This is a genomic window from Sphingomonas pituitosa NBRC 102491 (assembly GCF_001598435.1).
Classification (GTDB): domain Bacteria; phylum Pseudomonadota; class Alphaproteobacteria; order Sphingomonadales; family Sphingomonadaceae; genus Sphingomonas; species Sphingomonas pituitosa.
In genome coordinates this window covers 126685-143025 of sequence record NZ_BCYY01000008.1, presented here as the reverse complement: position 1 = coordinate 143025, position 16341 = coordinate 126685, and the positions used below count along the sequence as shown (strand labels likewise).

At 67.9% G+C, this 16341-nt stretch carries 14 protein-coding genes; 6 read left to right on the top strand and 8 right to left on the bottom strand.

The window, feature by feature from the left end:
* Positions 1-7 precede the first annotated feature (7 nt).
* The 6 genes from SPI01S_RS09010 to mnmA all read right to left on the bottom strand — a co-directional run bounded on the left by SPI01S_RS09010 (position 8) and on the right by mnmA (position 7092).
* Complete coding sequence (locus tag SPI01S_RS09010; RefSeq protein WP_066721331.1) at positions 8-1276, bottom strand: capsule polysaccharide biogenesis protein; 1269 nt, start codon at positions 1274-1276, stop codon at positions 8-10.
* Complete coding sequence (locus SPI01S_RS09005) at positions 1273-2901, bottom strand: capsular polysaccharide export protein, LipB/KpsS family (RefSeq protein WP_245653525.1); 1629 nt, start codon at positions 2899-2901, stop codon at positions 1273-1275. The genes SPI01S_RS09010 and SPI01S_RS09005 overlap by 4 nt, the downstream gene beginning before the upstream one ends.
* Positions 2901-3716, bottom strand: coding sequence for a 3-deoxy-manno-octulosonate cytidylyltransferase (locus tag SPI01S_RS09000; protein WP_066721329.1), 816 nt, complete (start codon positions 3714-3716; stop codon positions 2901-2903). Before SPI01S_RS09000 ends, SPI01S_RS09005 begins: the two co-directional genes overlap by 1 nt.
* Positions 3717-3726: 10 nt before the next feature.
* Positions 3727-4695: a KpsF/GutQ family sugar-phosphate isomerase gene (locus SPI01S_RS08995; protein ID WP_066721328.1), complete on the bottom strand. Its 969-nt coding sequence runs from the start codon at positions 4693-4695 to the stop codon at positions 3727-3729.
* 124 nt (positions 4696-4819) lie between these two features.
* Positions 4820-5833, bottom strand: a complete 1014-nt coding sequence (locus tag SPI01S_RS08990) for a phytanoyl-CoA dioxygenase family protein (protein ID WP_066721327.1) — start codon at positions 5831-5833, stop codon at positions 4820-4822.
* A 149-nt stretch (positions 5834-5982) separates the two neighbouring features.
* Positions 5983-7092, bottom strand: coding sequence for a tRNA 2-thiouridine(34) synthase MnmA (gene mnmA, locus SPI01S_RS08985; protein WP_066721325.1), 1110 nt, complete (start codon positions 7090-7092; stop codon positions 5983-5985).
* A 156-nt stretch (positions 7093-7248) separates the two neighbouring features.
* Between mnmA and SPI01S_RS08980 the strand changes: the two genes are divergently transcribed.
* From SPI01S_RS08980 to SPI01S_RS08970, 3 genes are all read left to right on the top strand, one after another.
* Positions 7249-7476, top strand: coding sequence for a hypothetical protein (locus SPI01S_RS08980; RefSeq protein WP_245653524.1), 228 nt, complete (start codon positions 7249-7251; stop codon positions 7474-7476).
* A 103-nt stretch (positions 7477-7579) separates the two neighbouring features.
* The gene (sciP, locus tag SPI01S_RS08975; protein ID WP_066721323.1) at positions 7580-7879 is read left to right on the top strand and encodes a CtrA inhibitor SciP; all 300 of its coding nucleotides are present in this window, start codon (positions 7580-7582) and stop codon (positions 7877-7879) included.
* A gap of 121 nt (positions 7880-8000) precedes the next feature.
* Entirely contained in the window at positions 8001-8258 is a 258-nt protein-coding gene (locus SPI01S_RS08970) for a GlsB/YeaQ/YmgE family stress response membrane protein (protein ID WP_066721321.1), read from the top strand.
* Positions 8259-8325: 67 nt separating this feature from the next.
* Here SPI01S_RS08970 and SPI01S_RS08965 read toward each other — a convergent pair whose 3' ends face one another.
* Entirely contained in the window at positions 8326-9051 is a 726-nt protein-coding gene (locus SPI01S_RS08965) for an SIMPL domain-containing protein (RefSeq protein ID WP_066721319.1), read from the bottom strand.
* A gap of 271 nt (positions 9052-9322) precedes the next feature.
* Here SPI01S_RS08965 and SPI01S_RS08960 point away from each other — a divergent pair, with 271 nt between their 5' ends.
* The 3 genes from SPI01S_RS08960 (at position 9323) to SPI01S_RS08950 (ending at position 14926) form a co-directional block, all read left to right on the top strand.
* Positions 9323-10504 carry an efflux RND transporter periplasmic adaptor subunit gene (locus SPI01S_RS08960; RefSeq protein ID WP_066721317.1) on the top strand — a complete coding sequence of 394 codons (1182 nt, stop codon included), beginning with the start codon at positions 9323-9325 and terminating at the stop codon, positions 10502-10504.
* Between the two features lie 12 nt (positions 10505-10516).
* Positions 10517-13684 carry an efflux RND transporter permease subunit gene (locus SPI01S_RS08955; protein ID WP_066721315.1) on the top strand — a complete coding sequence of 1056 codons (3168 nt, stop codon included), beginning with the start codon at positions 10517-10519 and terminating at the stop codon, positions 13682-13684.
* 243 nt (positions 13685-13927) lie between these two features.
* Positions 13928-14926, top strand: a complete 999-nt coding sequence (locus tag SPI01S_RS08950) for an LLM class flavin-dependent oxidoreductase (RefSeq protein WP_066721313.1) — start codon at positions 13928-13930, stop codon at positions 14924-14926.
* A gap of 3 nt (positions 14927-14929) precedes the next feature.
* Here the strand turns inward: SPI01S_RS08950 and SPI01S_RS08945 are convergent, their stop codons facing one another.
* Positions 14930-16237 carry a sensor histidine kinase gene (locus SPI01S_RS08945; RefSeq protein WP_066721497.1) on the bottom strand — a complete coding sequence of 436 codons (1308 nt, stop codon included), beginning with the start codon at positions 16235-16237 and terminating at the stop codon, positions 14930-14932.
* Between the last annotated feature and the right edge of the window lie 104 nt (positions 16238-16341).

The following is a 16341-nucleotide window of genomic DNA, read 5'->3' as shown; positions in this document are numbered from 1 at the left end:
GTCGCCGCTAGCGCGGCACGCCGTGGAAGAACAGCGAGGGCTCGCGGATGCTGGCGAGCTGCTCCGGTTCGTCGCCGAGCAGCCGTTCGATGCTGTTGGCCACCAGCGTCTCCGTTGCCGACTGGCTGGCGAGGCCCCCGCGGATCAGGCAGTGCGCGTGCAATACCCGCCGGAAAGCGTCATACAGTGCCATGTCCGGCGCCTGGGGGGCGTCCCAGAAGCGATCGAGATGCCCCTGGTGGGTGATGCCGGGCACGTCGTAGATCGCCTCGCCAAGCACGATTACCGGCTTGCCTGCCGAGAGCGCCAGCGTGCCGGACGTGCTGTTGACGCACACCATGCCCTGGGCATCGCGCGCCAGCCGCTCCAGATCGCCGCCTTCGAGATGGTGGACGCGCCCCTCCAGGCCCAGGGCCCGGGTCCGCTTCTGCAGGAAGCTGCGCCAGTTGTGAAAGCCGCAGTCGAGCGGATGCTCCTTCACCAGCAGATGGGCATCGGCGGGCGCACAATGGGCGAAGCTGTCGAGCACATAGTCCGCCGCGGTCATCATCGTCCCGAACGGCGAATGTTCGCGGATCTGGTAATCGCCGGTCAGCTGCAGCGGGAACAGGAAATAGGGCTTTTGGGCAATTGCCGCGAGCGTCGCGCGCGCCTGTGCGGTGCGTCGGCGGCTCAGCGCGAACTTGCGGATCCAGCCCAGCCCTTCGACGATGATGATGCCCTTGCGGTGCGAGCGATAGAAGGGGAAGCGGAACCGTCCGGTGACGACGCGGTGATAATACCAGTAGGAATCGCGCGCGCGGCGGCCAAAGCTGGCGGTGATCGGCGGCAGATCCGGGAGCGGCGGCAAATCGCGCGCGCGCTCGACAATGGAGGCCGGGTCGCGATCGAGCGTCGAGTGGCCGTTCACGCCGTCGGGCTCCAGCGTCATCCAGTCGGGCCGGATATAGCCGTCCTCGAAGACATGGATCGCCACACCGCGCAGCTTCGCGAGCTGATGCGCCGCTAGGTGCATCGGGCGGCAATCGCCGTACAGCACCAGATCGGTGATGTCGTGTTCGCGCACGAAGCGATCGAAAAAGATCGGCCACGCAGCGAGGCGGCCGCGATAGTCGACGCTCCCCTCCGGCCAGTCATACCGGTCGCCGCCGTTCAGGTTGATGCGATGTACGGCGCAGCCCCGCGCCTGAAGTTCTCGGCTCAGCTGCCAGAAAAACGGTCCCGGCGGCCCCTGCAGGAACAGGAAGGATCGCCGTAACGGTCGCACGTGCTTCATCGGCCGGTCCTCTTGGGCGCGAGCTTGCGTCTAACCTTCCCTTGCAGCGTACGCAATCGTTCGAGAAAGCTGGGGGTCGCGGCGACGTCGGCGATCATCCGGTCGACCAGGACTTCCGCAGGGCAGGGCAGCCGGGTGACCGGATCCAGATAGCGCGGATAGAGGATCAGCACCGCCGCCACCAGTTCGGCGAGGCTGCGGCGCGCGGTGCGCCGTGCGGGTATCGCGCCGAGATCGCGGGTGAGCCCCCAGCCGGCATAGAAGGGCACCCCGTGCGTGACGACCTCCTTGCCCCGCAGCAGCGCCTCGAAGCCGGCGAGCGAGGTAAGGACATGCAGCGCATCGACCATGTCGAGCAGCGCGGAAATGGGGGCGGCGCGCTCGATCTGATCGGCGTAAGCGCGTGCCACCGCATCGTCGATCGCACCCTTGCGGTGCCCCGCCTCCACGTCGGGATGCGGCTTGTAGATCAGATAGGCGTCGGGCTCCGCTGCGCGGGCGGCAACCAGCAGGTCCAGGTTGGTCCTGCCGCCGGCGCCGCACTGCACCGAGCGATCGTCCTCCACCTGTCCGGTCACCAGCACGTGGCGTCGCGCGCCCGCCGGTCGCGCCAGCGCTGCGCCGCCACGCCCATATTTGCTCAGCCCCTCGGTGACGATGCGGGAGACCAGCGCCTCGGCCCGTGCAAGCATCGCCGGCGCAAAGCCGCCCTGCTCGATCAGCACTTCCAGGTCGCTGGGCTGGGTGGGATCGAAATGCACGCCGCGGCGGTCGACGGTGATCGACAGCGGCGGCACGCAATTGGCGCCGAGCCCGACCGAGCGGACAAAGCCGTCCTCGATCTCGCCGAGCGGCCCCCCGTCCGCCTCGATTCGCCGCAGCATCGCCGGCGGCACCCGCGACCGCCAGAGTAGCGTCGTACCGTTGCCCGCCCCGCCCGCCCGGTAGCGCGGGCCGCTGCCACCGTCCCAGAGCAGAGCCTCGACCGTCTCCCGCTTCCACCCGGCGACGCCGAGCACCTGCGTCACGTCGCGATTGCCGTCGATCAGCGCGCGCCAGCTGGCCAGCAGCGCCAGGATTGCGGCGATCGGCGTGGGTGCGCCGGTGAAGGGATCGCGATAGTCCTTGTCGGCGAGGAGCTCGGCGCCGACGACGCGTTCGAGCGCGACAGCGTCCGCGCCGTTGCCCAGTGCCGCGAACCGGCCGCTGCCGAACAGGCGCAGCGGGCAGCCCGCGAGCGCCGCGACCAGGGCAATCTCGTCATCGGCATCGGCAAAGATGGTGCCGCACCGGCGCGCCATCCACCAGGGGTCGACCGGGCCGATCCGGGGCATCCCCGGTTGTGCCGCGCCGAGGACCATGCCGCGCGCGGCCGCACCGGCCGGCGCCGCGGCAAGCATTGCCTGAAGCTGCGCGGCGGAGGCAGGGGCGAACAGCAGGTCGCGCGACGCGGGCAGCGCCGGTTGCGCCTGCCAGAAGCCGCCGCCGACGCGCAGGGCGCGCAATTGGGCGACGACCGCCGCCGCGTCCGCATCGGCACTGCCTGCGCCCGATAGCGCGAGCGGCGCGATGCGCGCCCGCGGGAAGGGCGGCATGCGCAGAAATGCCGGTCGCGGCCGCGCCATCAGGCGATTCCGCGGGCGGTGAGCGTCGCTTCGATCGGAGCCAGGTCCGTCGGGTTGTTGAGTTCGATCGGATCCCAGCCGGGCGGATCGAGCGCGATCACGTCGATCGGGATGCCGTGGTGCAGGAAGCGCAACTGCTCAAGTCCCTCGGCCTGTTCGGCGGGAGAGGGGGGCAGCGCACGGTAGCGGCGCAGTGCGACGGGCCGATAGGCATAGAGGCCGAGATGCAGCAGCACCGGGTTGGGAGCGTCGCGCGGCGGTTCGGCGAGGAAGGGCAGCACGCGCTTGGAAAAATACAGTGCGCGCCCCGCAGCGTCGGTCACCACCGTGGTGCCGCCGCTGCGCCCGGCCGCCTGATCGGCGAGCAGATGGGTGTAGACGCCGGCCGAGCACCGCATCGCCACCGTGGCGACGGCGCAATCGGGGTGATCCTCCATCCACGCGGCCAGTGCGGCCACGAACCCGGGCGGGGTCAGCAGCGCGTCGCCCTGAAAGTTGATCGCGTAATCGGGTTCGATGCGGAGCGCCTCCAGCGCGGCGGCGACGCGCTCCGTCCCGTTCGCGCAGCTTTCCGGCGTCAGCACCGGCGTTTCGCCCAGCGCCTCCACCGCCCTCATGATCCGTGCGTCGTCGGTTGCGACGTGCAGCGGAAGGTCGAGCCCGGCGCGCCGCACGGCGGCGATCGAGCGCGCGATCAGCGGCTGTGTCTGGCCGGTGGCGCCCGCCACGGCCGCGAGCGGCTTGCCGGGATAGCGCGACGAGGCATAGCGCGCGGGAATGACGATCACGCCGCGGGGCGTCGAGTTCGGCTCCATCGACGGCCGCTCAGGCGCCGAGACGGAGATCGTGGATGTGGAGCAGCCCCCAGGGGCGGCGGGACCCTGTCTTTTCCATCACGAACAGCACGGTGATCTTGTTCTCCTGCATCCTGGCGATCGCCTCGTCGACGGTGGCGTCCTTCGTAATTGTCACCGGGTCGCGCGTCATCAGTTCTCCCGCCACGGCGAGCAGCATGCGGTCGAACGCGCGGCGCAGATCGCCGTCGGTAATCACCCCGATCAGGTCTCCCGCGGTGTCGACCACGCCGGCGACGCCCTTGCCGCAGGAAGTCATCTCCAGCACCACGTCACGGGCGCAGGCGTTCGCCCGCACAAGCGGCATCGGCTCGGTGCGGCGGACGAGCGCCTCCAGCGTCTGCAGACCCCAACCGATCCGGCCGCCCGGATGCCAATGGGCGAGCTCGTTGCGCGAGGTGCCGCGCTTGCGCATCGCCGCCACTGCCAGCGCGTCGCCAAGCGCGAGCATCATCGTCGTCGAGGTGGTCGGCGCCACGCCCTCGGGACAGGCCTCGCCGCAGGCCGGCAGGACGAGCGTCATCGTGGCGTTGCGCGCCAGCATCGAGTCGGCGCCTGCCGTCATCGCGATCACCTGCACCGCCAGCCGCTGCGCATGGGTCAGCACCGCCACCACCTCGGGCGTCTCGCCCGAGTTCGACAGGACCAGCAGCACGTCCCCGCTGCGCATCATGCCCAGATCCCCGTGCGATGCCTCGCCCGGGTGCATGTAATAGGCGGCGCTGCCCGTGGCCGAGAGCGTCGCGGCGATCTTGCGCGCGATGTGGCCGGACTTGCCCATCCCCGCCAGGATGATCCGGCCGGGTGCGCCGACCAGCAGGTCCACCGCCGTCGAAAAATCGGTACCCAGTCGGCCGGCGAGCATCGTCAACGCCGCCGCCTCGGCACGAATGACCTCCGCGCCGTGATCGATGATGCTCTGTACGCTATTTACTTCCATGCACGTCCCCTGGTGATCTTCTTTGCGGTGGTACGAATGCGGCAAGCATCCATACCCGCAACTTCAATCACGCCCTTGTGCGTCTTGCACTCGCCGATCCCCAACGCAAGATCAACGCGCGCGATCAGTCATCGAGCACCAGTTTGTTGCCGCTCGGTTTCCAGGGTTGGCCCGCCCAATTCTGGAAGCGGTCGCGGATGTGCCACATCGCGTCGATGCGTCGTTCGGCGATTCCGGGCATGCTCAGCAGATCGGCGCCCGTCCAGGGAACGAACGGATTGCGGCGACTGAACGACCAGAGCTCCAGCCGGCGGCTCGGCCGCGTCGCCGCGACGCGCGCGTGGAAGCCGCAGGTATCGGCCACCACCAGGGTGTTTGCAGGAACCGGGAAGCGCTGGGCCCCGGGCAGCCCCAGCCCCGGCAGTTCCTCGGCACGGACCCGCAGCGATCCGCGCGCGGAAAGGAAGTCCTCGCTCGTCCCCGCCGTGAGGCTGCGCGCATGTTCCCATGCGAGCCGGGCAGGGGTGAGCCGATGCGAGCCGGGCACATAGGAAAACGGGCCGTCCGCTTCCTCCACGTCGTTGAGGAAGAACCAGGCCTTCAGCGTCGGGTGGAAGGTGTCGGCATGGAGGTTGGTCTGCGGATCGGGATCGGGGGCGCCGCTGTCGGTCAGGATCGTCTGGATGTAGTGGAGCGGCTCGCTGCGGAAGCTGCCGACATAGCGGCACAGCGCCCGAAAGCGATCGTCGCGCAGCAGTGCCTGCGCCGCCGGCACCGTGCGCAGGAAACCGGGCCCGATCGCGATCCGGCGTGTGATCGTATTGCCCTGGCGCATCTCGCGGGTGTCGAAGCGATGGGCGAGCACGGCGTCGCGCAGCGCGGCGAACAGCGCCGTTGGCAGGAAATCGCGGACAATGACGAATCCGTCGCGATCGAAGGCCTCGCGGTCGGCAGCGGGCAACCCCGCCGTCAGGCGGGCACGACGCGCCCAGGCAAGGCGATGTGCCAGCCGTGCCCGGCCGGCATGCAGCCCCATCGCATTGAGACGTTGCGATCCGATCACGGGATTGTCACGGAACGACTTGGCGCCGGTGGCAAGTTGGGCGACCCACCAAGGGGCGGCCAGCATTGAAGACATGCAAGGTCTCACTCGAACGCGACGGATGTGCGCCCCATCCTGCTGGTGCAGCGCAATCCTGTCCTCCGTTCCGCCAAAAACCGGAACGGGTCAAGCTGCAGATCTTCGTTTCCCGATGAACCGTCCGGAAAAGCTTTCGCCTGAACGGGTTATGCCGCCAGCGCCGCTGCCCGCTCCGTTGCTGCGATCCAGCCGCCGCCCAGCACGCGATCGCCGGCATAGAGCACCGCCGCCTGGCCGGGCGCCACACCATATTCGGGCGTTTCGAACAGGACGCGGTCTCCTTCCATCCGCGCCGGTACTGGCTTGGCGAGGCTGCGGACCTTGGCCGTCATCGGACCCTGATAGTCGCCGCCCAGCCAGTTGATCGCTTCCAGCCGTGCCGCCGCCACGGCCAGGGCGCGGCGGGGGCCTACGACCACGCGCTTCGTCTCCGGCTCCAGTCGCAGCACGTAATAGGGTTCGGGGGCGCCGCCGATTTCCAGCCCGCGGCGCTGGCCGACGGTGAAATGGATCAGGCCGCGATGCTCGCCCAGCTTGGCGCCGGTCTCGTCGACGATGTCGCCCCCTGCCTCGGCTTCCGGGCGCAGCTTCTTCACCAGGGTGGCATAGTCGCCGTCGGGAACGAAGCAGATGTCCTGGCTGTCCGGCTTGCCGGCGACGCCCAGGCCCAGCTCCGCGGCGAGCGCGCGCACCTCGGGCTTGGGTAGGCCTCCCAGTGGGAAGCGCAGGAAATCCAGCTGCGACGCGGTCGTCGCGAACAGGAAATAGCTCTGGTCGCGCGCCGGATCGGCGGCGCGGTGCAGCTCGGCGCCGTGCAGGCCCATCGCGCGGCGGACATAGTGGCCGGTGGCGAGGCAGTCCGCGCCCAGATCGCGGGCGAGCGCGAACAGGTCGGTGAACTTCGGGCCCATGTTGCACTTCACGCACGGAATCGGCGTGCGGCCGGCCAGGTATTCGTCGGCGAAATCGTCGATCACCTGGGTCTGGAAGCTGCTCGCATGGTCGAACACGTAATGCGCGATCCCGAGCTTGTCGCACACCGCGCGCGCGTCGCGGATGTCGCGGCCGGCGCAGCAGCTGCCGGCGCGGCCCACCGCCTCGCCATGGTCGTAGAGCTGGAGCGTGATGCCGATCGTTTCCGCACCGCTGCGCGCGGCGAGCGCGGCGACGACGGAGGAATCGACGCCGCCGGACATGGCGACGACGATACGCCGCCCGGAAAGCGGCTCGGCAAGCTGGAAATCACCGGGGTTCATGGCCGCCCAGATAGGGCAGGCCCGCTCCGGATGCCACCCGGGGTATTTGGAAACCTGCCAGACACGGAAGTTAAGCGCAGGTTTTCAGCGCCTTTACGGCCCTTTCAGCAGTGCGGGCCTATACTGCGGGCACGAAGGACGACTGGAAACGCATTGGTGGACTTGAGTTTTGCCCATCCGAACCGCGACTTGGCCTCCGCGATGCTCCCCACGGGGCTGGCGGTGCTGATGGCGATGGTGACGAGCCGGCAAGCCGCCAGCCCGACCGCGCGAATCCAGACCCGGCTTTCGATGCCGCTCCCCGTGGCAGCGCTGCTCGCGCCGGTCGATGGTTGTTTCCATCGCGCCGTCGCAACCGCGCTTCACCAGTGGGGAGAGGCGTGAAGCGCGCGTTTACCTTGCCATTTTAGCCGATGTTCAAGGCAGGCCGGTAAAAGTCGTTTCACGGTTGCGTAACAGGGGCGGCCGGCCCCGATGAGGTTGGTAGATGATTGAGAACCAGAAGATCCGTCCTGCAAAGGTGATCGGCCCGCTCGGCGAGCCGCTGACCCTGGACTCGCTGCCGCCGCCGAACACGACCCGCTGGGTAGTGCGGCGCAAGGCCGAGGTCGTCGCCGCCGTCAATGGCGGGCTGCTGACCGTGGACGAGGTGTGCGATCGCTATGGACTCACCGTCGAGGAATTCGCCGGCTGGCAGCGCGCGATCGATCGTTCCGGCATGCCGGGCCTGCGCGTCACTCGCATCCAGCATTACCGCTCGCTCTATGAACGCCAGCAGAAGTTCTGATTTTCGAAGCGGTCGTTCGAAGTTCCCTTGACAACGCAAAATATCGTGACGGAACCAATCTGACCATTTGCGGATTTCCCTCTACGTCGCCCGGGTCGCCGGGCAAGTAAAGGAGGGACGAATGGTAGGTTTTCTCATTTGGCTCGTCATCGGCGGCGTCGTCGGTTGGCTTGCGAGCATCATCATGCGTACCGATGCCCAGCAGGGTGTCTTCCTGAACATCGTCGTCGGCATCGTCGGCGCCTTCGTTGGCGGACTGTTGTTCGGCGGCAACATCAACAGCGGCGTGATCACCCCGATGACCTTCCTGGTCTCGCTGGTGGGTGCAGTCATCCTGCTGGCGATCGTCAACCTGGTGCGTCGCGGCGCGGTGCGCTAAGCATCCGCTCAGACCAGCCTTCAAAAAGGGCCGCCCCTTCCAGGGCGGCCCTTTTTTCATGTCCGGATCATTTCAGAAGGAAGCGCACCGAGACGCTGGCGGTGACCTTCTGCTCGCCGGGCACGATCGCCGTATCGGCCTCCGCCATCATCGCCTTGCCACGCATCAGCATCGGCATCGGCTGCGGTAGCGGCGCGCTTCCGGCTTCGGAGATCAGCAGGATGCGATCCACCTTGAGTCCCGCCGCCTGCGCATAGAGCGTCGCGCGCGCCTTGGCCTTGGTGATCGCGTCGCGTCGCGCCTCGTCCAGCGCGCCCTCCTCGTCCGCCAGCGTCAGGTTGGGTCCGGCAATGTTGTTGGCCCCCTGTGCGACCAGCGCGTCGAGGATCGTCCCGCTCTTCGCGACGTCGCGGAAGCGGACCGTCAGCTGGTTGGAAGCCTGGTAGCCGGTGATCACGGGCGGCTTGTTCTCTTGATAGCGATATTGCGGCGCGAGGTTGACCGCGCTGGTCTGCAGGTCGCGTTCGGCGATGCCCGCCTTGCGCAGCGCGCCCAGCACCGCGGCCATTCGTGCGGAATTCTGCTGCATTGCTTCTCCCGCCGTGGTGGCGGTGGTGACGACGCCGGCCTGGATCAGTGCCAGGTCGGGCACGCGTGTGCTCGCGCCCTCGGCGACGATGTCGAGCACGGTGCCGTCCGCCGGGATCGGCTGCCCGACGGTCTGCGCCTGGGCGAAGGCTTGGGGCGCGGCGGCAAGCGCCAGCATCGCCGCGAGCGGCAGGGTACGGATCATGGGGACGTTCCTCCTGTGGTTTTCGTCGTCTCGATGCACCGGCTTGTCGACGCCTGCGCACGAACGCAGGCTGAACGAACCGGGAGAGACAAACGATTGGTATTACTTGCAAGCTCCCGCAGGAGCTTCACATTTTCTTTGCTGTCACTTGCGTTCGAGCATGCAACCGGGCATTCCGCCACGCGTTGCTACACCGGCCTTGTGGCGGGTGATATATTCCTATAATACAGTGCGACCTGGGACGTGCATGCGTCCCGAACGAGGTGGGCGCATGAACTACGAGGCAGGGATGTTGGATCGGCAGGAGCAGCTCGGTTTCGAGGGGGAACCGGCGCGTCGCGGGCGGCGGTGGCTGTGGATCGGCCTCGGCGCATTCGCGCTGGTCGTGATCATGGCCTTCTTGCTGATGGGGCGTGCCTCCGACAAGAAGCTGCCGGTCGCCAAGGGCGGCAAGGACCAGAGCCAGCTGCTGACCGTCACGGTGTCGGCGCCGGGGCAGCAGACCATCTCCACGATCGTCACCGGTAATGGCAGCCTCGCCGCCAAGCGCGAAATGCCCGTGGGCGTCGCCGGGGAGGGCGGCATCGTTACCCGGGTGTTGGTCGATGCCGGCAGCTGGGTGCAGAAGGGGCAGGTGCTCGCCACGGTCGATCGTTCGGTGCAGTCGCAGACCGCCGAATCGCTGGCCGCGCAGATTCGCGTCGCCGAGGCGGATGCGAAGCTCGCCCAGTCGAACCTCGAACGTGCCGAGAAACTGGTCGGAAACGGCTTTATTTCTCGCGCCGATATCGACCAGAAAACCGCCGCGCGGGATCAGGCGCTCGCCCGCGTCCGCGTTGCCAAGGCGCAGCTCGCCGAAACCCAGGCGCGCAACCGCCGGCTCGATATCCGCGCGCCGGAAGCAGGCCTGGTGCTCTCGCGCCAGATCGAGCCCGGCCAGATCGTCAGCTCGGGCTCGGGCACGCTGTTCCGCATGGCGATGGACGGCCAGCTGGAACTGCGCACCCAGCTTTCCGAAGCCGATGTCCAGAAGCTGCACGTCGGTGCGCCGGCGGAAGTGACGCCGGTCGGCGCGCAGACCAGTTTCAAGGGCCAGGTCTGGCAGGTTTCGCCGGTGATCGACCCGACCAGCCGGCTCGGCATCGCCCGCATCGCGCTGCCCTATAATCCGGCGCTCCGGCCCGGCGGCTTCGCCAGCGCGCGCATCGTCGCCGGCTCGGCGACGTCGGTGATCCTGCCGCAGTCGGCGGTGCAGAGCGATCAGCTGGGCACCTATGTCTACGTCCTGAACGACAAGAACGAGGCGGTGCGCCGCGAGGTGAAGACCGGTGACGTGTCCGATCAGGGCGTTCGCATCACCAGCGGCTTGACCGGCAGCGAGCGCGTGGTGATGACTGCGGGCGCGTTCCTCAACCCGGGCCAGAAGGTCATACCCCAGCTCCAGAAGAAGTAAGGGATCGGCGCGATGAGCTTTCGCAACATCTCGGCCTGGGCCATCCGCAACCCGGTCCCGCCGATCGTCCTCTTCCTGTTCCTCACCATCGCCGGGCTGGTCAGCTTCAGCCGCATGGACGTGAACAACAGCCCGGACATCGACTTCCCGATCGTCTGGATCTCGATCAGCCAGCCCGGCGCCGCGCCGAGCGAGCTCGAGACGCAGATCACCCAGAAGGTCGAATCCGCCGTCCGCAGCCTGCAGGGCATCGACGAGATCAACTCGACCGTTTCCGAAGGCAACACCCAGACGGTGGTGCAGCTGGCGATCGGCACCCCGATCGACCGCGCGGTGGAAGACGTGCGCAGCGCGATCCAGCAGATCCGCGGCAATCTGCCCGACGGCATCCTGGAGCCGCAGGTCGGCCGCGTCGACAGCGCCAGCAGCAACGACATCGCCAGCTTCACCGCCACCGCCACCGACATGACGGTCGAGCAGCTTTCCTGGTACATCGACAACACCGTCTCCAAGGAACTGCTGTCGATCAGCGGCATGGCGGCAGTACAGCGCAACGGCGGCGTCAGCCGCGAAGTCAGCGTCGTGCTCGATCCGGTGAAGCTTGCGAGCTACGGCCTCACCGCGAGCCAGGTGAACCAGCAGCTCCGCCAGGTGAACCTCAACGCCGCAGGCGGTCGCGCGCAGATTTCCGGCTTCGAACAATCGCTGCGCGTCGTCGGCAATGCCAAGGACGCCTATACGCTGGGCCAGAGCCAGATCGCGACCGGCAGCGGCCGCACCGTGCGGCTGGCCGATATCGCGACGGTGAAGGACGGCTTTGCCGAGCGCCGCAACTTCGCGCGCTATGACGGGCATCCGGTGATCTCGTTCGACATCCAGCGCGCCAAGGGCGCCTCGGACGTCACCATCTTCGAGGAAACGCAGAAGAAGCTGCAGGCGCTCGAGAAGAACAATCCCAAGGTGCATTTCGAGCTGCTCGACAACAGCAGCAAATACGCCAAGGAGCAGTTCGATACCGCGATGGAAGCGATGATCGAGGGCGCGGTGCTCGCCGTCATCGTCGTGTTCCTGTTCCTGCGCGACTGGCGGGCGACGGTGATCTCGGCGCTGGCGATTCCGCTCTCGGCGATCCCCAGCTTCTGGTTCATGGACATGATGGGCTTCACGCTCAACCAGATGACGCTGCTCGCGCTCAGCCTGGTCGCGGGCGTGCTGGTCGACGATGCGATCGTGGAGATCGAGAACATCGTCCGCCACATGCGCATGGGCAAATCGGCGTATCAGGCATCAATCGACGCGGCCGACGAGATCGGCATCGCGGTGCTCGCCACCACCATGTCGATCGTCGCGGTGTTCCTGCCGGTGGGCCTGATGCCGGGCATCTCGGGCCAGTTCTTCAAGAATTTCGGGCTCACCGTGGTGGCGGCGGTGCTGATGTCGCTGGCCGTGGCGCGCATGCTGACGCCGATGATCGCGGCGTATTTCCTCAAGGCGCACGGCCATGCCGAACATGGCGGCGGGCTGATGATGCGCATCTATGTCCGCCTGCTCGAATGGACGCTGATGCACCGCTGGGTGGCGATCCTCGCCTATGTGCTGTCGCTCGCCGGCACCATCGGCCTGCTGGTCGGCATGCCGCAGACCTTCCAGCCGGCGCAGGACCAGGACAGCGTGACCGCGACGATCGAAATGGTGCCGGGCACCACGCTCGAACAGACCGACCGCGTCGTCCAGCAGGTCGCCACGATCCTGCGCGCCGAACCGGGGGTCCAGCACACCTATGCCCGCACCTCGGTAGGCAATGGCCGCGTCACTGCCGACCTGGCGGAGAAGAAGAGTGCCGAGCGCAAGGAAACCAGCACCGAGTTCGAGAAGCGCGTGGCGCCCAAGCTGCTCGCCATCGCCGATGCGCGGGTGAATTTCCGCTCGCAGTTCGGCTGGGGCTCGTCGGGGCGGGACCTGACGATCACGCTGGGCGGCGAGGATCCGGAACTGCTCAACAAGACGGCACTCACCCTGATGAAGCAGATGGAGGGGCTGAAGTCGCTCGTCGCGCCGCGCATCTCGGGCGACCTGCAGCGGCCGGAAATCGTGATTTCGCCGCGGCTCGACCTCGCCGCCGATCTAGGCGTCACCACTGCGGCACTCTCCAACGCGATCCGCGTTGCGACGCTGGGCGACATCGAGCAGAACAGCGCGAAATTCTCGCTGTCCGATCGTCAGATCCCGATCCGCGTCGCGCTCGATCAGGATTCGCGCACCAAGCTCGACACGCTCCAGAACATGCGCGTGCAGACCCAGACCGGCGGTTCGGTGCCGCTCTCGGCGGTGGCGGACATCCGCTTCGCTGCAGGCCCGACCAAGGTGGAGCGCCTCAACCTGCAGCGCCGCCTGGTGGTGGGCGCCGACCTTGCGATGAACCCTGCGACGGGCAAGCCCTATGTCTCGGGCGACGTGATGAAGGAGATCCACAATCTCCCGATCATGAAGCAGCTGCCGGTTGGCGTGGCCGAGATGACGGTCGGCCAGGCAAAGTGGCAGGGCGAGATGATCCAGAACTTCATCATCGCGCTGGCCTCGGGCATCTTCCTGGTCTTCGCGGTGATGGTGCTGCTGTACCGCCGCTTCGTCTCGCCGATCGTCAACATGGGCTCGCTGCTCAACGCACCGCTGGGCGGGCTGATCATGCTCGCGATTCTCGGCATGCCGGTGAGCCTGCCGGTCTATATCGGCATGCTGATGCTGTTCGGCATCGTCGCCAAGAACTCGATCCTGCTCGTCGACTTCGCGCTGGAGGAGATGGAGAAGGGCGTGCCCAAGCTGGAGGCGATCGTCGATGCCGGCCGCAAGCGCGCCCAGCCGATCGTGATGACCACCATCGCGATGGTGGCGGGCATGGTGCCGACCGCGCTGTCGCTCAACGGCGACTCGTCGTTCCGCGCGCCGATGGGCGTGGTGGTGATCGGCGGCCTGATCGTCTCGACGCTGCTCACGCTGGTGATCGTGCCCGCGCTGTTCAGCCTAGCGGTGGGCCTCGAAGGCTGGCTCGGCCCGCGGCTCTCGCGGCGGCTGCTCACCTATCGCCCGGGCGACGACGGCAGCCGTGTGCTGGGACCGGTGGGCACGCCCGGCGCGATCGACCACAAGCCCGGCGACGACGGGGTGCTGCCCGCGGAGTGAGCGGGCACATCCTCCTCGTCGGCGGGGAGAGGGCTGTCGCTGGACCAAATCCTCGTCACCCCGGCGAAAGCCGGGAACCATTGGGGTCTCCGTCACGGCGCTTGCTGATGCCGAGAGGCGAGTGGATCCCGGCTTTCGCCGGGATGACGGCAGTTGGAAGGGCATGGCCCGGACGCGCATGTGCGGGAGCGGGCCGCGCCCAACCCTCTGGCAAGCCACGCCCGCGCTCCCCACATTCCTTCCATGACTGCTTTTTCGCTGCTCGATCTGGTGCCCGTCGTCCAGGGCGGCACCGTGTCCCAGGCACTTGCCAACGCCGCCGATCTCGCCGCCCATGCTGAACGGCTGGGCTTCCAGCGCTACTGGATGGCCGAGCATCACGGCATGGAGGGCATCGCCAGCGCCGCGACCGCCGTGGTGATCGCGCATGTCGGCCATGCCACCAGCACCATCCGTATCGGCGCCGGCGGCATCATGCTGCCCAACCACTCGCCGCTGCAGGTGGCGGAGGCATTCGGCACGCTCGACGCGCTGTTCCCGGGCCGCATCGATCTGGGCCTGGGGCGAGCGCCAGGTTCGGATCAGCGCGTGTCCGCAGCAATTCGCCGCAACCTGGGCAGCGACGGCAACGAATTCCCGCAGGACGTGATGGAGCTGCAAAGCTATTTCGCGGACGACGGCCGCACCGGCGTTCGCGCGACGCCTGGTGCGGGCGCGGACGTGAAGCTCTGGATCCTGGGCTCCAGCACCTTCGGCGCGCAGCTCGCCGCCGCGCTGGGCCTGCCCTATGCCTTCGCGTCGCATTTCGCGCCCGGCCTGCTCGACGAGGCGATCACGGTCTATCGCCGCAACTTCCGCCCGTCCGAGGTGCTCGCCAAGCCGCACGTGATGCTCGGCTTCAACGTGTTCGCCGCCGATACCGACGAGGAGGCCGAGTATCTGGCCAGCTCGCAGCAGCAGGCGTTCGTTGCGATTCGCACCACCGGCCGCGGCATTCAGCTGCCCCCGCCGGTGCGCGGCTATCGCGAGAGCCTGGGCACGCAGGGCAATGCGGTGCTCGACCATGTGCTGTCCGCCTCGGCGATCGGCGGCCCGGCCAAGGTGCGCCGCGAGATCGATGCCTTCATCGCGCGCACCCAGGCCGACGAGCTGATGCTGACCAGCGCGATGTTCGATCACCAGGCCCGCAAGCGCAGCCTGGAAATCGCGGCGGAGGCGATGCGCGCGGTCGAGCCTGCCTGAGCCTCAGCCCGCGGCGGGCAGGCGGAGGCGGACGAGCAGGCCGCCGAGATCTTCGCTTTCCTCCAGGCTGACGGTGCCGCCGTAGATTTCCGCGACGTCGCGGACGATGGCGAGACCGAGTCCGGTGCCGGGCTTGCCGGTATCCAGCCGCACGCCGCGATCGAAGATGCGGATGCGGTCGGCCTCGGGAATGCCGATACCGTCGTCCTCGACCATGATCTCGACGAAGCCCGAGTCGAGCCGCGCCGTCACGAACACGCTGCCGCCGCCATATTTGGCTGCGTTCTCGACGAGGTTGCCGAGGATCTCGTCCAGGTCCTGGCGCTCGATATGCGCGACCGAATCCTTCACCCCGTCCACGTCGATGCGGACATTGGGGTAGAGCCGCGCCACCGCGCGCTCGACCGCCTCGATCGATGGCCAGACCTCGGCGCGGCTGTGCGCACTGCCGCGGCGCCCGACGGCGCGGGCGCGGGCGAGGTGGTGGTCGATCTGCCGCCGCATCGTCCGTGCCTCGCGGATCACGGTGTCGGGCAGATCCTCCTGGCCCGCCGCGGCAGCGTTCATGATCACGCTGAGCGGGGTCTTGAGCGCATGGGCGAGGTTGCCGGCATGGCGCCGCGCCTCCTCGGCCTGGCGATCATTATGCTCTACCAGCGCGTTGAGTTCGTCGACCATCGGGCCGACTTCGGCCGGCATCGGCCCGCCGACGCGCTGCGTCCGCCCCGCGCGCAGGCTGGCGATCTCGCGCCGTACCTTGCGCAAGGGGCGGAGGCCATACCAGGTCTGCAGCGCCGCCATCGCCACCAGCCCCAGCCCGAGCAGCGCAAAGCTGCGCACCAGCGTGCGGCGAACCGTGGCGATCTGCGCGTCGAGCACCTCGCGGCTCTCCGCCACCTGGAAGCGCCAGCGCACCGGCGATCCCGGCAGCTTCAGGTCGCGTTCGGCGATGCGCAGCTTCTGGTCGGCAAACTGGTTGCTGTCATAGAAATGCATCTCGCGATCGTTGTGGACTTGGTCGACGCGAAGCTTGCGGTCCCAAAGCGAGCGCGATGGGAAGGGCTCGAAGCCCTGGCCGCTGATCTGCCAATAGGCGCCCGAATTGGGTTCGAGGAAGCGCTGGTCGGCCAGTTCGCGGTTGAGCACGACCTCGCCGTTCGACCCCACTTCGGCCGAGACGATCATCGAGGAGACAAGATAGTCGAGCTGGTCGTCGAAATTGCGGGTGATCGCGCTGGTCAGCACGCGGTCGAGCGCATAGCCGCCGCCGACCAGCAGCAGCAGGATCCACGCCGTCGCCACCAGCAGCATGCGCCGGCTGACCGAGCCGGTGACGCGCACCGGCCGATAGCCGCGCGCATCGGCCTCGGCGGTCGCGGACGCCGCATCGGGCGTCTCTCCGGCGATCAGGACTG

Coding starts and splice junctions, on each gene's coding strand:
- SPI01S_RS09010 (WP_066721331.1), bottom strand. CDS start 1,276: ATGAAGCACGTGCGACCGTTACGGCGATCCTTCCTGTTCCTGCAGGGG.
- SPI01S_RS09005 (WP_245653525.1), bottom strand. CDS start 2,901: ATGGCGCGGCCGCGACCGGCATTTCTGCGCATGCCGCCCTTCCCGCGG.
- SPI01S_RS09000 (WP_066721329.1), bottom strand. CDS start 3,716: ATGGAGCCGAACTCGACGCCCCGCGGCGTGATCGTCATTCCCGCGCGC.
- SPI01S_RS08995 (WP_066721328.1), bottom strand. CDS start 4,695: ATGGAAGTAAATAGCGTACAGAGCATCATCGATCACGGCGCGGAGGTC.
- SPI01S_RS08990 (WP_066721327.1), bottom strand. CDS start 5,833: ATGTCTTCAATGCTGGCCGCCCCTTGGTGGGTCGCCCAACTTGCCACC.
- mnmA (WP_066721325.1), bottom strand. CDS start 7,092: ATGAACCCCGGTGATTTCCAGCTTGCCGAGCCGCTTTCCGGGCGGCGT.
- sciP (WP_066721323.1), top strand. CDS start 7,580: ATGATTGAGAACCAGAAGATCCGTCCTGCAAAGGTGATCGGCCCGCTC.
- SPI01S_RS08970 (WP_066721321.1), top strand. CDS start 8,001: ATGGTAGGTTTTCTCATTTGGCTCGTCATCGGCGGCGTCGTCGGTTGG.
- SPI01S_RS08965 (WP_066721319.1), bottom strand. CDS start 9,051: ATGATCCGTACCCTGCCGCTCGCGGCGATGCTGGCGCTTGCCGCCGCG.
- SPI01S_RS08960 (WP_066721317.1), top strand. CDS start 9,323: ATGAACTACGAGGCAGGGATGTTGGATCGGCAGGAGCAGCTCGGTTTC.
- SPI01S_RS08955 (WP_066721315.1), top strand. CDS start 10,517: ATGAGCTTTCGCAACATCTCGGCCTGGGCCATCCGCAACCCGGTCCCG.
- SPI01S_RS08950 (WP_066721313.1), top strand. CDS start 13,928: ATGACTGCTTTTTCGCTGCTCGATCTGGTGCCCGTCGTCCAGGGCGGC.
- SPI01S_RS08945 (WP_066721497.1), bottom strand. CDS start 16,237: ATGCTGCTGGTGGCGACGGCGTGGATCCTGCTGCTGCTGGTCGGCGGC.